The following is a 13,831-nucleotide window of genomic DNA, read 5'->3' as shown; positions in this document are numbered from 1 at the left end:
ACTTTTAGTTTTATTTATTGGTTTGTCTAATCTATTATAAATTATAAAATAATAGACTGGCTCAATCGATCACTTGTTTAGATTTCAAAGATTGACTAATAGTTTAACAATTGTAAGTTAAAAGAACAACGATAAAAAGAAAAGGCTTTATTAACCAGTGAAGTTAAAGGTGGTTTCTCGTTTCGTGAGCTGGAATTATATACGAGTAATACTTAAAGATAGTTGAAATAATTAGGGAATTTGAGAAAAATTTGTTTGTTACTTTAAAATTTTAAAGTATGTATTTTTATTAGTGGGTTTAAGGGTTTAGTTTTTGAAATATAAATTTGGAGAGTTTTTGCTCTCCATCATATTAAACATTAAATTATATGAACTTTTACACAATCTCTATTAATAAGCCGCGATAAGCTCTATTTCCACAAGTGCGTCTTTTGGCAAGGTCTTAACAGCTACTGTACTTCTAGCAGGATAAGGCTCTTTAAAAAATTTAGCATACACAGTATTTACTTTAACAAAATCCGCCATATCTGCTAGAAATATTGTAGTCTTTACAGCATTATCAAAAGTAAGTCCTACTTCAGTCAAGATATTTTTTAAATTTTCAAGTGATTGCTCAGCTTGGGCCTCTACGCTACTACCTGCAAACTCACCCGCTGGTGTGACACCAAGCTGACCTGAGATAAACAAAAATCCATTTGCGCTAATAGCTTGAGAATATGGCCCAATCGCTTGTGGAGCATTTTTTGTTGAGGTTTGTTTTTTCATATTTTCTCCTTTTGAAATTTTTTAAAATCCTACTATAAATTTTCTAAATTTTTAGTCTCCAAAAGCTATAATGGGCAAAATTTCAAAAGGATGAAGATGCAAAATATACTCGCACCAAATGAGTTTTTAGATGATTATGTGCTCGGTGCTGAGTTAGCTAAAAATGCCGGCATCTCATCAAATGCTTATCTTTTTTGGAAAAACGTCATAAGTGCTAAATTTGAAAACTCAAGAATAGTTTTTCTTAGAAAAAATAGCATTCCAGTCAAATTTCAAAACATTATAAAAACTTGCACACCTTTAAATGGCCTTATTCCAACAGGTGTATTTTGCTCTTTTACCTCGCTTGCTCCTTCTCATCTTGTAGCAAAAAATGGCTCTAAGATCTACGAGCTCTTTAAATTTTATGAGATTTGCGGCATCAAATTTATAGACTTGAAGAAATTTTATGATGATTTTAATCTTAGCTATTCTTATAGAATTTACATTGAAAAGTGTAAATTTTTCTCACCTGCTCCATTTGAAAAACGCATAAAATTAACTGAAACGATGTGTCTTGGATATTACTAAAGTCCGCTAGCTAGCTTGCTAGCGGGATAAATTTAGATCTTTTTGTAAGGTGCTTGGCCAACTTCGTAGAAGTTATTGCCCTCACAGTCAATGGCAACTATTGCTGGGAAATCCTCAACTGTAAGCCTTGCAACTGCCTCTGGTCCTAGTTCTGGATAAGCTAGCACTTCATATTTTTTGATACTTTGGCTAATGAGCGCTCCGATACCACCGATAGCAACCATATAAACACAGCATGATTTTTTCATAGCCTCAACTACTGCGTCACTCCTGTAGCCTTTACCGATCATACCATTTATACCAACTTCATTTATCATAGTTGGGGTGTATTTATCCATTCTACCACTTGTTGTTGGGCCTGCTGCTCCAATAGCTTGATTTGGTTTGGCTGGAGTTGGTCCAACATAGTAGATAGTCTCACCCTTTAGTTCAACTGGTAGTTTTTCGCCGCGTGCCAATGTTTCAGTAAGTGCCTTATGTGCAGCGTCACGAGCCGCTATGATAGTGCCTGATATTAGGACATTGTCGCCTGCTTTTAGGCTTTTTACCACCTCTTTATCAAATGGTGCTTTTATTCTTTTTACTTCTGACATTTTCTCTCCTTAAAGCTCGGCATCTGCGTGGCGTGCAGCGTGGCAGTTGATATTTATAGCAACAGGAAGACCTGCTATGTGAGTTGGATACCACTCGACATTTACTTTTACGGCGGTAGTATCACCACCAAGCCCTTGAGGACCAACGCCAGTTTTACAAGCAAGCTCTAGTAGCTCGTCTTCTAATTTGGCATATCTTGGATCAGAATTTTTACTATCGACTGAACGAACTGCCGCTTCTTTTGCCAAAAGTGCTGCCTTATCCATCGTACCGCCTATGCCAACGCCTATTGTTAGTGGAGGACAGGCATTTGGTCCGGCGTATTTTACAGCCTCTAAAAAGACTTTTTTTACACCTTCTATACCATCAGCTGGCACAAGCATTTTTAAAACTGATTTATTCTCACTACCAAAACCTTTTGGAGCTACTTTTATCTTTAGCTTATCTCCTGGCACGATCCTAGTGTGAATGACAGCTGGAGTGTTGTTTGTGGTATTTTTTCTTTCAAAAAGTGGTTCAGCAACGACTGACTTTCTTAGATAGCCTTCAATGTAGCCTTCCGCAATACCCTCATTTATCGCATCTTCAATATATCCACCCTCAATATGCACATCTTGGCCAATCTGCACAAAAACAACCGTCATACCGGTGTCTTGGCAGATAGGTGCAACGCCCTCTTCCGCAAGCTTAGCATTTTGTAAAATTTTGCCCAAAATGTCTTTGCCTAGTGACGAGCTTTCGCTACTTTGAGCCTTTGTAAAAGCAGCTTTTAAATCTGGCGTCACGACATAACAGGCCTGTTTGCAAAGCTTAGCAACGACTTCTCTTATATCTTTTGTATTTATTATTCTCATCTTTACTCCTCGTAAAAAACAATTTTTAATTATATTAACTATATTTAAAATTTAAGATTAAATTTTACTGCTGGATATCTACTCGGAAAATTTATATGAGTTTATTTGCTTGACTACAACTAGGAGACTTGTATAAAACAAAAATTTAATGAAATAAGCGATGGTGAAATTGGGTCTAGAGCATCACAATATTGATAGAAATTTACATAACATGGCTTATTTAAGCCATAAATATATAAATTTAAGATTGAATGCTCTCCTCTTCATTTTTTATCTTTTTTCTAACTTTGACTCGTGATATGCTAGCTCCATCCATCTTTCTTACTTCGTAGTAGCAGTTTTCATCCTCGATCTTATCACCCACAACTGGCAAGCGACCGATTAAGTTGAAGACATATCCACCGATCGTTACTTGATCTGTCTCTTCATCAAAGCTTATACCAAGAACCTCTTCAACACTCTCTAGATCGTATCTGCCTTGAAATTCATAAATATTGTCATTTATCTTTTTGTAGTGTTGATCGACTTCATCGTGCTCGTCATTAAAATCACCAAGCACCTCTTCCATTATATCTTCCATCGTAAGAAGTCCGGCTGTGCCGCCATACTCATCAACTACGAGTGCAGCTGAAATTTGCTCTTTATTCATCATTACAAGCACTTTTGAAATAGAAAGGCTCTCAGGCACGATGACAAATTTACGAACAATTGAGTCAAAGCTCTTCTCTTTGTCTTTGCTAAAGTGGAGCTGCAAAATATCTCTAATGTGTATCATGCCCAAAATAATATCTTTTGAGCCGTCTATATAAGGAAAGCGAGTATATTTTGACTCAAATACAACTTGTAAATTCTCCTCAAAACTCTTTTGTTTATTTATGCAGATCATATCGCGCCTTGGTGTCATGATCTCTTTTGCGACTGTGTCACTAAAATCAACTGCATTTTTAATGATCTCAGTCTCAAAACTATCAAGCACGCCACCCTTTAAGCTCTCGCCAACGATGATTTTTATCTCTTCTTCAGAGTGAGCTAGTTCATTTTCTTTAGCTGGCTGGATGCCTAAAATTTTAAGTCCAATGGTTGCTAAAATATCAAAAAGCTTAATTACAGGCGAAAATAGTACCCAGAAAAAGTGAAGTGGACGAGCGATTTTTAACACTGAAGTCTCAGCCTTTGCGATAGCAACTGACTTTGGCACAAGCTCGCCCATTACAACATGAAGTAACGTAATAAGCGTAAATGCAATCGCAAAACCAACCGTATGAACTAAGATATCACTAAAGTTGAAGAAATTTTTAAGTGGAGCTTCTATAAGTCTTGCAACCGCTGGCTCACCGATCCAACCAAGAGCAAGTGAGCTTAGTGTGATGCCAAGCTGAGTGGCACTAAGATAGGTATCAAGCTTGTTTGACATCTCAAAAGCAAGCTGAGCATTTGGCTTTTTCTCCTTTATAAGTTCTTCAAGTCTAGACTTACGAACTTTAACAAGAGAAAATTCTGATAAAACAAAAAAGGCATTTAGCAAAATGAATACAATGGCAAGTATTACCATTAAAAGCGAATTATCGCTACTGGGGTTCAATTATGATCCTTAAGAGTTAAAAATTTTTGCCTGATTATAGCGAATTTATATTTAGTGGTCAAATTATCTACACCCAAAAGTAACAACATTTCTTAAATTTAAGATTTATAAAAACTTCTTAAATCATATTTTGATAACATTATTTTCATCACTAAATTTATGGATTTTACAATGAGCAAAAAGAATTTTTCATCGCGCTGGGCATTTATATTGGCCTGTGTTGGATCAGCAGTTGGCATGGCAAATGTCTGGGGCTTTCCTTACAAACTTGGCACAAATGGTGGTGCAGCATTTTTACTCATCTATGTTTTTTTTATAGCTCTTTTTTCATACGTTGGTCTAAGTGCGGAGTATGCGATTGGCAGACGTGCAAAAACTGGTACGCTTGGATCATATAAATATGCTTGGCAAAGTAGAAATTTAGGCGTATTTGGTAGTATTATTGGCTGGCTTCCGCTTGCTGGCTCACTTTGTATAGCCATCGGCTACGCAGTCATCATCGCCTACGTACTAAAAGCCCTTACTCAAGCGCTTACTGGCTCATTTATGAGCGTTGATACGAACGTTTGGTTTAACTCATTTGCACTTCAAGATTACTCAGTCTTGCCTTATCATTTTATCATCGTTGTTGGCACGCTTCTTACACTATTTTTTGGAGCAAAAAGTATCGAAAAAACAAATCAAATAATGATGCCGCTATTTTTCGTATTATTTAGCATTTTGGCTATAAATGTCGCAATGCTACCAAATGCGTTTGATGGGTATAAATTCCTTTTTATTCCTGACTTTAGTAAGCTTGCAGACCCAATGGTATGGGTTTCTGCGATGGGTCAAGCCTTTTTCTCGCTCTCTATCACAGGATCTGGCATGATAGTTTATGGGGCTTACCTTTCAAAAGATGAAGATATCGTTGAAAGTGCTAAAACTACGGCCTTTTTTGATACTATCGCAGCTCTTGTGGCGGCTCTTGTTATGATCCCAGCGGTCTTTGCCTACGCTATGGATCCAGCAGAAGGTCCAAAGCTACTTTTCGTAACGCTTCCTAAAATTTTACAAAATATGATCGGCGGACAAATTTTTGCCATTATTTTATTTACAGCTGTTATCTTTGGTGGTATCACATCGCTTCAAAATATGTTTGAAGTGGTTGCCGAGTCACTCATGCATAAATTTCCATTTCTTAGTAGATTTTGGACGCTTGCACTGCTTTGTGCAGTTTGCTTTGGCATAGGAGCATTTATGGAGCCTATTAGCAGTTGGGGACCTTGGATGGACTTTGTGTCGATCTATATCATTCCAATCGGTGCGGTAATCGGTGCTATTTCTTGGTTCTGGATTATTAAAAAAGATGAAATTTTAGACGAGATAAATTCTGGAGCAAATAAATCTTATGGTAATTTCTGGTATTTTGTAGGCAAATTTATCTACGTTCCGCTAACATTTTTACTTTGTATCATAGCCGTAAGTAAGGGAATTTCTTTTTAAATTTAGCTCGCCAAAAAATGAGCTAAATTTAAAAATTTTTGAAGTTATCTTAGTTTTTTTGTGCCAATGTAAGTGGCAAAAATTTCTTGTGAGCCATCTTTTTTAAATAAAATAACATCGTATTGCTCGGCTTTACTGCCTTGCTCCATACCTTGGCTCTCCATCGGCATACCAGGTACTGCGATACCAACTACATCTTTTGGCTTAAGCTCTAGTAGGCGCTTTACCTCATCAGCTGGAACGTGACCTTCTATGATATATCCATCGATGATTGCTGTATGGCAGCTTGAAAGCTCTAGCGGCACGTTAAATTCTTTCTTAACTTTTGCTATATCATCTACTTTTATGACCTCTTCGCTAAATCCAGCCTTCTGCATCGCCTCACCCCAGCTAGTACAACATCCACAAGTTGGGCTTTTATAGACCTTCATATCAGCCGCGAACGCAAATGTTGCAAAAAAGCCAAGGGCCAAAAATGCTAATTTTTTCATCATTTTCCTTTACGTAAAATTTGCAAAATGATATAGCTCACATTTAAATTTTATATAAATGCTTAATATTGCTTGCTATAATTCGCCAAAATTTACAAAAGGCACTTTATGTTTTCATCATTTTTTAAAGATAAAAAATGGGCACTCTGGGCTTATGGCGGAGCGATATTTATCATCTTGCTTCTTGTTTATCAAACGCACCTAAATGTCCGTATAAACGAGTGGTATAAAAATTTCTACGACATCGTGCAAAACTCAAAAGATCATGATGTAAGTGAGTTTTGGCGAGAAATTTTTAACTTTATAAAAATCGCTATGCCTTACGTCGTGACTTACACTGTGATCTCATTTTTTGCCAGCCACTGGGTTTTTCGCTGGAGAGAGGCGATGACGTTTAAATATCTAAAATTTTGGCAAAACTGTAAGAGCGATATCGAGGGTAGCTCACAGCGTATTCAAGAGGATGTTTATCGCTTTGCCAAGATAATGGAAAGTCTTGGCGTGCAGGTTTTAAGGGCAATTATGACGCTTATCGCTTTCATTCCTGTACTTTGGGAGCTAAGTAAGAGCGTGAGCTTGCCTTACATAAAAGATATTGAAGGTTCACTAGTCTACATCGCACTTGTAATTAGCATTGGAGGCCTTATCGTATCGTGGTTTGTAGGCATTAAGCTACCACACCTTGAGTATAACAACCAAAAAGCAGAAGCAGCGTTTAGAAAAGAGCTAGTTTACGGCGAAGATGATAAGTCTAAATTTTGCCAGCCAAACGTCATGTTAGAGCTTTTTACAGGCGTAAAGTTAAATTACTACAAACTATTTTTGCACTACGGCTACTTTAACCTTTGGCTTATCTCCTTTTCACAAATTCTTGTCATTGTGCCTTATATCATCATGGGAAATGGCCTATTTAGTGGAGTCATCACGCTTGGCATTTTGATCCAAGCCAGCAACGCTTTTTCGCAAGTAAGAGAGAGCTTTAGCGTCTTTATTGACAACTGGACGACGATAACAGAGTTAAGATCAGTAAATAAACGTTTGAGAGAATTTGAGAGAAATATAAACTATAAGGCATAGGCGTAAATTTACATACCAAATAAACTCTAATAAATTTTAAAATTTCATGAGCGAGTAATTTCGGCTCTAAAATTTGAGCTAAGCTATAAGCGAAGTCAAATTTTAGTAGTCAATTCTTGCGAGTGAATGAGATTTTAAAATTTGCAAAATAGCTTTATTAAATTCGTAAATTTATTTTTATTTAAAAGGGAGACAAGGGGACTTGAATTACGAAGCCGTCCCCTTATCCCCCTTTTAAAATCCCCTAAACCCCTCGCACGTTAGTAGTGGCATGCAATCGTGCTGACGCACTGCATACGTTTTATTTTAGAAAATTTCTGACAAATTTTAAATTTTACAAGCCGTTTTAGCTCCAAAAATTAAATTTCCCCCTCGTTTAACAATGCATATCTAACTCAGGCTATAATACGCAAAATTTTAGTCCAAAAAGGATAAAAATGAAAAAATTTCTACTTACATTGTTAGCAACTAGTTTGCTCTTCACTGGCTGCTCAAGCGTTACAAAAGCAGGCGTTGTTGGTGCTGATCGTAAGCAATTTATGTTAGTCTCATCAGAAGCTATGGAGCAAAGCTCAGCCCAAGCATACGTAAAGACGCTAACAGCTGCTAGAAGCAAAGGCGAGCTAAATGTTGATCCGATCCTTACAAAAAGAGTTCAAGATATCGCTAAAAGGCTCATCGCTCAAACTGGCGTTTTTAGGGATGACGCTCTAAAATGGAAGTGGCAAGTAAATGTCATTAATGAAGATACGCTAAATGCTTGGTGTATGCCAGGGGGCAGGATAGTCGTTTATAGTGGCATCATAAAAAGGCTAAATTTAACAGATGCGCAGCTAGCTGCAGTCATGGGACACGAGATCGCACACGCTCTTAGGGAGCACAGCAGAGAGCAAGCAAGTGCTGATCAGATGAAAAGTATCGGCATCTTTGCAATAGCCACAGCTACTGGCCTTGGCGATCTTGGAGCCAATGCTCTAAATTTAGCTAGCGAATACACCATATCTCTGCCGTTTTCTCGCTCGCATGAGACCGAGGCTGATCACATCGGCACTGAGTTAATGGCAAGAGCCGGATACGATCCAAAAGAAGCGGTCGAAGTCTGGGTAAAAATGAGTAAGATGAGTGGCGGAAAGGTGCCTGAAATTTTAAGCACACACCCATCAAACGAGAGCAGGATAAAAGATCTAAAAGAGATCGCAGCAAAACTTGAGCCGGTCTATCAAGCTGCTAAAAGAGGCTAGGCTTGATCGAGCGAGCAAATTTAAGCGACCTTGAAGCAATCACACAAATTTACAATGACTACATTTTAGATAGAAGTGCGACTGCTGATATGCAGCCAGTTAGCACAAAGGAGCGAGAGCCTTGGTTTAACGCCCACGGCAGCTCGCGCCCTATCTTTATCTACAAAGAAAATGATGAAATTTTAGGCTACTGCTCACTAAGTGACTTTAATCCAAAAGTCGCTTAAGATATAAGCGTAGAGATAAGCATCTATGTCGCTAAAAAGGCTCTTAAATGGGGCATCGGCAAACAGCTTTTAGCCCACAGCCTAAATGAAGCTAGAGAGCTAAATTTAAAAAACATCATCGCACTAATCTTTAGCAAAAACAAAGCAAGTCTTGGGCTGTTTTTGAAATTTGGCTTTGAAAAATGGGGTGAACTGCCTGGCGTTTGCCTGATGGACGGCGAGTATAAAGATGTCGTTATCTTGAGGCTAAAGCTCTAAAAGCCAAGCATTAAGCAAATAAAGATATAATCACCTTCATCTTGGGTAGATGTCCGAGCGGTTTAAGGAGCACGCCTGGAACGCGTGTGTGGGGCAACTCACCGAGAGTTCGAATCTCTCTCTACCCGCCATAAAACTATCTATAACTTAAAGTCTACTGACCTTTATTTTTATTGCTTAAAACATTGGCACTAAGCAAAAGACTACTTTTTTAAAACTTACTAAAATCTTGCCAATTATCTTTTACTTTTGTCATAGTTAGGCATATAACTAGCATCAAATTTGCTCCATTCTAGAAGAAATTTTAACTATAAAATTCTATTTGTCTTATCGACAGTTACGAACGCCCAGCGTATAAATTCTTGTTTCGGTTTGTATCTGCCGCTGTTAAAATACTCCGCCAGCCGCGCTTCCTCCGTTTCGCTTAGCTCGCCACCAAGCCCCCAGCGCGTCTTTTGTATGAGCTCCTGCGCACTCGCGGGCATAGGGCTTAGGCTTAGCGGAGGTGACGGAAAAATCAGAGGTAAATTTGAACTAAAAGAGTCAAATTTGAGCGTTACTAAGCTTACAGAGCTTCCATTTATCGAGGCGGTTTTGGATGAGAATTTTAAAGAGTTGGCAAAAAATGAGATGATAAATTTAGATGGGGCTTTAAAGCCTATATTTTGGGATCACAAGGCAACTTTACTTGTGTGGAAAGACAAAAATGACAAGTTTAGAAATTTAAACATAAAAGAGCTTCGGGAATTTTGATGATGCAAAATTTCAATGAGAAAAATGAGTTTAAATACGGCAAATTTAACTACGAAAAAGCTCATCAAATAGCCAAAAACTGCACTAAATTTAAGCTAGATAGCGACGAAGAGGAGATAGCTTGTGGAGGTGAGCGGAGCTGCTACGACTGCGCATTTAGACGCTGGAGTAAAGATAGCTTCATCTGCATGGCACAAGCTGACAAAGGCTAAGCTAGCTCTACGCGACCATTTTTTTATCTTTAAGTTTTCCGCCACGTTTATACTTTAGCTCGCCACAAAACCTCTTACCAAATTTCGCCTCGATTATAAGAACTAGCACGAAAAATATCTTTTCGTCGTTTAAGGAAGCCATTTGGCGCAGGGTTTGATCCGCGCCGCTAAATTTGACGCCGTTTTTACGTAAAGTTTCGCAAAAAATAGCCTCGTCAAAGCCCAACATTTGCGAAATCTCAGTTATGCTATATGGCTCGAGTGAGGCGATAATTCGGTCCATATTGCAAATACTTGGATTTTTACTGCGTGTTAGCACATCCATCGTTTCATTCATTAGCTTTACTAGCTTTTTTCTACGATTTATAACGTGAAGTGTTGCGGCAAGCAATATTAAAAAACCTGCAATTTTATGGGCATTTAGTAAGTACTCATTATATTCACCAAGTGCAAAATTTACACCAGAAAATGCGAGCATACAAAGCCCCAAAATAAGAACTAAAACAAGACAGAATTTATAAATAACCTCTACTTTAAACATGACACTCATCCTAAAATATATTTTTCTAATTATACACTTTAGGAGTTGAAATTTATCACCAGCTTATTTAGCTGGTGATTTAATTAGATTAAAAATTGTAGTTAAAGCTTAGGTTAAATGTGCGTGGATCGCCATAAACCATCATGTTTTTGCCGATACCTTCGTAGTATTTTTTATTAAAGAGATTATCGATATTTAGCTGTACATCAAAGTTTTTAGCAAATTTATAACCAAGCATTAAATTAGCTAAAGTATAGCCTTTTTGTGTGATTTCATCTGCGCCTTTGCCAGTATAAATTTTACTCTTATACATAGCTCCAGCCCCTACTCTAAAGTCTCTGATCTCATACTTTGCAAATAAATTTGCCGTGCTTCTTGATGAGTTAGTGGCGTATTTCTCGCCATTAGCATCTTTTGCGTTAAAGTGCGTTGCACCAAAGCTTAGGCTTAAGTTTTTAGTGATCTCGCCGTTTAGATCTAGCTCGACGCCCTTGCTTGTCACGCCTTTGCCAGCTTCATATATTTTGGCATTTGTCGCTGGATTTATCTTGCCAGTATCTATGCCAAGCTTGTCTTGCACGATCTTAAAAACACCAAGACTTGCTTGAAGTGCCCCATCAAAATACTCGCCTTTAATGCCCACTTCATAGTCCTTGCCTTGGATCGGATCAAGATACTTGTCATTTGCGTCCTTTACACTTTGAGGTTTAAATATACTCGTGTAACTGGCATATAAAGTGTGATTTGCTCCGATGTCATAAGTGATGCCAAGGTATGGCGTGATCTCATTTGTGAAATTTCTATTATCTTTGCCGCCCTCGATCTCGTATTTGTAGTAGCTCACCCTAGCACCTAGCAAAAATTTAAGCTCATCAGTGATTGACAGTTTATTTGCTGCGTAAAATGCCTTTTGTATCGTTTTGTCTTTATTGTTTTGATCTTCATAAGGGAGTTTTGGATCATCAAGATGTAAGTTTTTAAAATCGATCCTACTCCTAGCTGTATAAGCAAGGCCAGCTGGCGTAGTCCTTTGCAGCCAGTAGCTACTTACCTTATCGCTACTTTTTTTATAGTTGTTATACATCGCACCAAAGACAAACTCATGAGATAAATTTGCTAGCTCGTAAGGGATATTTGCCTATGCATCGACGTTGTGGATGTTCTCCTCTCTTTTGTTTGCATAGGCGCTAAGACCACTCATATTGCCAGTGCCGTCTAAATTTACCGCTCCGCCGTAGTAGAGTAGATTTGAGTCGGTGTTCGCCCGCCTAAATGAGTAGCTTAAATTTAAGCTCGCTTCATTTTCAAAGTAGTGCTTAAAATCAGCGTAAAAATCAAGCGTTTTTATATCCCACCTAGTCCAAGGCTGAGAGAAAATTTCATTTTTACTAAAATTTGTCCTAGAGCCATCTGAGTAAAATGCTGGCATGCCACCCCATCTAACCCCATGGCGTCTTAGCTCTTGATAAAATGCACCAAGACTAAGCCATGAATTGTCACCTATGTCGCTATCGACTACGCCGTAAATCGCGCTATTTTTGCGGTTATAATAATCCATATAAGAGTGCGACTTCTCATGCATAAAAGATAGCCTTGCTCTAACGCTCCCGCTCTCATTTACAGGCGTTTGCACATCACCATTTACGCCGTATCTATCGTATGAGCCAGCACTTACACCAAAATTTCCTTTAAGTTCCTTTGCATCTGCTCTTTTTCTTATGAAATTTAAACTTGCAGCTGGGTTGCCGGCGCCTGCAAGTAGGCCGTTTGCTCCTTTTACCACCTCGACTCTTTCATAAGGCAGCAAGCTCATATCATTTGCGCCAAGGCTAAAACCACCAAAGCTAGGCATCGAATCAAGCAAGTAATAATCTATCTTAAAGCCACGAGCCGTCGGATATACGCGCTCGTCCCATTTGTTTAGCGTAACGCCTGGGACATTTCTAAGAAGCACCTGATAGTCCTTGATACCTTGATCTTTTAGCCTAGCTTCTGTTAGCACAGTTAGCGACTGGGGCGTTTGACGAGAGGTTAAATTTAGCCTTGTTGTGCTCTTTACAAGCTCCTTTGCAAAGTAATTTGCATCATCTCTTCGCTCGCTTTCTACGACATCAATTGCTTCTAAAATTTTATCGCTTTGGCTAGCAAAAATTTGAGGTTGCATCAAATTTAATGCAACCAAACTAATTAAAAATTTTTTCATTTTTTCTCCTTTTAAAATTTCTTTTTATCCACAAATAAAGCCCTGAGATACTTAAAATAAGCGGTGAAATACCAACCAGAAACCAGATAAATTTTGTGATTTGGTTGTAGTTGCCAAAGTGCGATTTTCTAAATGCTGAGAGAATTTCTTCGCTTAGATTTGCATTTTTTATGTCCAAAATGCTTACTAATTCGCCGCTATTTTTATCGTAAGTTAATATGCTTGAATATTCGTTATGCAAGAAATTTTGATCTTTTACATAGCCAAAAAGGCGTATATTTGCTCCTTGCATAAAAGGCAGTGAGATGAAGTGTGGCTCAAAGCCTTTTATGTCCTTTTTGCTACGCGCCACTAGCTCATCAAGAGACAAGCTTTTGTTGTAAATTTTTGCGTCTATCACGAAGTCATTTTTAAACTCTGGCATGCGTGCCATCTGAAATTCCCACCAAAAACCACTTATGCAAATGAGCAGTAAAATAGGCGTAGAAAAAATTCCTATTATTTTATGAATGTCGCTCATAAAAATATTTAGCCTATTTACACGAAGCCTAAGTAGTGTCAGCCAAAATTTTCTATAAATCACAAAACCGCTTATGCAGATAAAAAATGTAAAAATGGCGGTTAAAGCAAGGATAACGTGACCGCTCTTTTCTAGAAATAGTGACTCATAAAGCTCGGTTAAAACTCCAAGAAATCCCTCATCATGTGCGAGTGGCTCGCTCTTTATCTTACCGCTAAAAGCGTCAAAATAGATAAATTTCCACTCTTTTTGGCTGTCATTATGCTCTATTAACCAAATTTTGTCGCATTTTTTAGGATTTGCATCGATATTGATGCCGACCATTTCATAATCATTCAGCTCTTTAGCGACGATCTCTTTTATCTTATCAAGGCTTATTCTTTGAGCTTTTAAATTCACATTTACAAGCTCTGGAATGAAAATATTATTTATTTCATTTTTATAAACCAAAATAGCAC

At 38.0% G+C, this 13,831-nt stretch carries 14 protein-coding genes, 1 tRNA gene and 2 pseudogenes; 8 read left to right on the top strand and 9 right to left on the bottom strand.

The window, feature by feature from the left end; all coding sequences use genetic code 11:
• Positions 1 to 390: 390 nt before the first annotated feature.
• Positions 391 to 765 (bottom strand): RidA family protein, encoded by a 375-nt coding sequence (locus tag CVS92_RS07355; RefSeq protein WP_107789011.1) that lies wholly within the window; start codon positions 763 to 765, stop codon positions 391 to 393.
• A gap of 96 nt (positions 766 to 861) precedes the next feature.
• On the opposite strand from CVS92_RS07355, the gene CVS92_RS07350 reads away from it, so the two are divergent.
• Positions 862 to 1,335 (top strand): cysteine permease, encoded by a 474-nt coding sequence (locus CVS92_RS07350; protein WP_084041562.1) that lies wholly within the window; start codon positions 862 to 864, stop codon positions 1,333 to 1,335.
• A gap of 32 nt (positions 1,336 to 1,367) precedes the next feature.
• Here CVS92_RS07350 and CVS92_RS07345 read toward each other — a convergent pair whose 3' ends face one another.
• The 3 genes from CVS92_RS07345 to CVS92_RS07335 form a co-directional block, all read right to left on the bottom strand.
• Positions 1,368 to 1,928 (bottom strand): Fe-S-containing hydro-lyase, encoded by a 561-nt coding sequence (locus CVS92_RS07345; RefSeq protein ID WP_021091960.1) that lies wholly within the window; start codon positions 1,926 to 1,928, stop codon positions 1,368 to 1,370.
• 9 nt (positions 1,929 to 1,937) lie between these two features.
• A complete protein-coding gene (locus tag CVS92_RS07340) occupies positions 1,938 to 2,783 on the bottom strand; it encodes a fumarate hydratase (protein WP_107697862.1) in 846 nt (281 codons plus the stop codon).
• A gap of 241 nt (positions 2,784 to 3,024) precedes the next feature.
• Positions 3,025 to 4,335 (bottom strand): hemolysin family protein, encoded by a 1,311-nt coding sequence (locus tag CVS92_RS07335; RefSeq protein WP_223154647.1) that lies wholly within the window; start codon positions 4,333 to 4,335, stop codon positions 3,025 to 3,027.
• Between the two features lie 201 nt (positions 4,336 to 4,536).
• On the opposite strand from CVS92_RS07335, the gene CVS92_RS07330 reads away from it, so the two are divergent.
• Positions 4,537 to 5,850 (top strand): sodium-dependent transporter, encoded by a 1,314-nt coding sequence (locus CVS92_RS07330; RefSeq protein ID WP_087577986.1) that lies wholly within the window; start codon positions 4,537 to 4,539, stop codon positions 5,848 to 5,850.
• Between the two features lie 44 nt (positions 5,851 to 5,894).
• On the opposite strand, the gene CVS92_RS07325 is transcribed toward CVS92_RS07330, so the two are convergent.
• Positions 5,895 to 6,341: a DUF411 domain-containing protein gene (locus CVS92_RS07325; RefSeq protein ID WP_087577987.1), complete on the bottom strand. Its 447-nt coding sequence runs from the start codon at positions 6,339 to 6,341 to the stop codon at positions 5,895 to 5,897.
• A gap of 108 nt (positions 6,342 to 6,449) precedes the next feature.
• On the opposite strand from CVS92_RS07325, the gene CVS92_RS07320 reads away from it, so the two are divergent.
• The 4 genes and pseudogenes from CVS92_RS07320 to CVS92_RS07305 all read left to right on the top strand — a co-directional run bounded on the left by CVS92_RS07320 (position 6,450) and on the right by CVS92_RS07305 (position 9,275).
• Positions 6,450 to 7,418 carry a putative transporter gene (locus CVS92_RS07320; RefSeq protein ID WP_107789010.1) on the top strand — a complete coding sequence of 323 codons (969 nt, stop codon included), beginning with the start codon at positions 6,450 to 6,452 and terminating at the stop codon, positions 7,416 to 7,418.
• Between the two features lie 437 nt (positions 7,419 to 7,855).
• Positions 7,856 to 8,659 (top strand): M48 family metallopeptidase, encoded by an 804-nt coding sequence (locus CVS92_RS07315; RefSeq protein ID WP_087577988.1) that lies wholly within the window; start codon positions 7,856 to 7,858, stop codon positions 8,657 to 8,659.
• Between the two features lie 2 nt (positions 8,660 to 8,661).
• Positions 8,662 to 9,144, top strand: a pseudogene (locus CVS92_RS07310) (N-acetyltransferase family protein).
• Positions 9,145 to 9,187: 43 nt separating this feature from the next.
• Positions 9,188 to 9,275 (top strand) — tRNA-Ser (locus CVS92_RS07305).
• A gap of 177 nt (positions 9,276 to 9,452) precedes the next feature.
• Here the strand turns inward: CVS92_RS07305 and CVS92_RS07300 are convergent.
• Positions 9,453 to 9,629 carry a hypothetical protein gene (locus tag CVS92_RS07300; RefSeq protein ID WP_234398713.1) on the bottom strand — a complete coding sequence of 59 codons (177 nt, stop codon included), beginning with the start codon at positions 9,627 to 9,629 and terminating at the stop codon, positions 9,453 to 9,455.
• Here CVS92_RS07300 and CVS92_RS07295 point away from each other — a divergent pair.
• Both CVS92_RS07295 and CVS92_RS07290 read left to right on the top strand, forming a co-directional pair.
• Entirely contained in the window at positions 9,604 to 9,897 is a 294-nt protein-coding gene (locus CVS92_RS07295; protein ID WP_159070355.1) for a hypothetical protein, read from the top strand. The genes CVS92_RS07300 and CVS92_RS07295 overlap by 26 nt on opposite strands.
• Positions 9,897 to 10,109: a molybdopterin biosynthesis protein MoeB gene (locus tag CVS92_RS07290; protein WP_199906419.1), complete on the top strand. Its 213-nt coding sequence runs from the start codon at positions 9,897 to 9,899 to the stop codon at positions 10,107 to 10,109. Before CVS92_RS07295 ends, CVS92_RS07290 begins: the two co-directional genes overlap by 1 nt.
• 7 nt (positions 10,110 to 10,116) lie before the next feature.
• Here CVS92_RS07290 and CVS92_RS07285 read toward each other — a convergent pair whose 3' ends face one another.
• The 3 genes and pseudogenes from CVS92_RS07285 to CVS92_RS07275 form a co-directional block, all read right to left on the bottom strand.
• Positions 10,117 to 10,650, bottom strand: coding sequence for a chemotaxis protein (locus CVS92_RS07285; protein ID WP_107789007.1), 534 nt, complete (start codon positions 10,648 to 10,650; stop codon positions 10,117 to 10,119).
• A gap of 88 nt (positions 10,651 to 10,738) precedes the next feature.
• A pseudogene (locus CVS92_RS07280) lies at positions 10,739 to 12,853 on the bottom strand (TonB-dependent siderophore receptor).
• Positions 12,834 to 13,831 (bottom strand): PepSY-associated TM helix domain-containing protein (locus CVS92_RS07275; RefSeq protein ID WP_199906418.1); only part of this gene is annotated, 998 nt, incomplete at its 5' end. The pseudogene CVS92_RS07280 and the gene CVS92_RS07275, both read right to left, overlap by 20 nt.

This window comes from Campylobacter concisus (assembly GCF_003048555.1).
GTDB lineage: Bacteria > Campylobacterota > Campylobacteria > Campylobacterales > Campylobacteraceae > Campylobacter_A > Campylobacter_A concisus_AO.
This window is presented reverse-complemented; position numbering and strand designations above follow the sequence as displayed.

Coding starts and splice junctions, on each gene's coding strand:
- CVS92_RS07325 (WP_087577987.1), bottom strand. CDS start 6,341: ATGAAAAAATTAGCATTTTTGGCCCTTGGCTTTTTTGCAACATTTGCG.
- CVS92_RS07295 (WP_159070355.1), top strand. CDS start 9,604: ATGAGCTCCTGCGCACTCGCGGGCATAGGGCTTAGGCTTAGCGGAGGT.
- CVS92_RS07345 (WP_021091960.1), bottom strand. CDS start 1,928: ATGTCAGAAGTAAAAAGAATAAAAGCACCATTTGATAAAGAGGTGGTA.
- CVS92_RS07285 (WP_107789007.1), bottom strand. CDS start 10,650: ATGTTTAAAGTAGAGGTTATTTATAAATTCTGTCTTGTTTTAGTTCTT.
- CVS92_RS07300 (WP_234398713.1), bottom strand. CDS start 9,629: ATGCCCGCGAGTGCGCAGGAGCTCATACAAAAGACGCGCTGGGGGCTT.
- CVS92_RS07350 (WP_084041562.1), top strand. CDS start 862: ATGCAAAATATACTCGCACCAAATGAGTTTTTAGATGATTATGTGCTC.
- CVS92_RS07290 (WP_199906419.1), top strand. CDS start 9,897: ATGATGCAAAATTTCAATGAGAAAAATGAGTTTAAATACGGCAAATTT.
- CVS92_RS07330 (WP_087577986.1), top strand. CDS start 4,537: ATGAGCAAAAAGAATTTTTCATCGCGCTGGGCATTTATATTGGCCTGT.
- CVS92_RS07315 (WP_087577988.1), top strand. CDS start 7,856: ATGAAAAAATTTCTACTTACATTGTTAGCAACTAGTTTGCTCTTCACT.
- CVS92_RS07340 (WP_107697862.1), bottom strand. CDS start 2,783: ATGAGAATAATAAATACAAAAGATATAAGAGAAGTCGTTGCTAAGCTT.
- CVS92_RS07355 (WP_107789011.1), bottom strand. CDS start 765: ATGAAAAAACAAACCTCAACAAAAAATGCTCCACAAGCGATTGGGCCA.
- CVS92_RS07335 (WP_223154647.1), bottom strand. CDS start 4,335: ATGGTAATACTTGCCATTGTATTCATTTTGCTAAATGCCTTTTTTGTT.
- CVS92_RS07320 (WP_107789010.1), top strand. CDS start 6,450: ATGTTTTCATCATTTTTTAAAGATAAAAAATGGGCACTCTGGGCTTAT.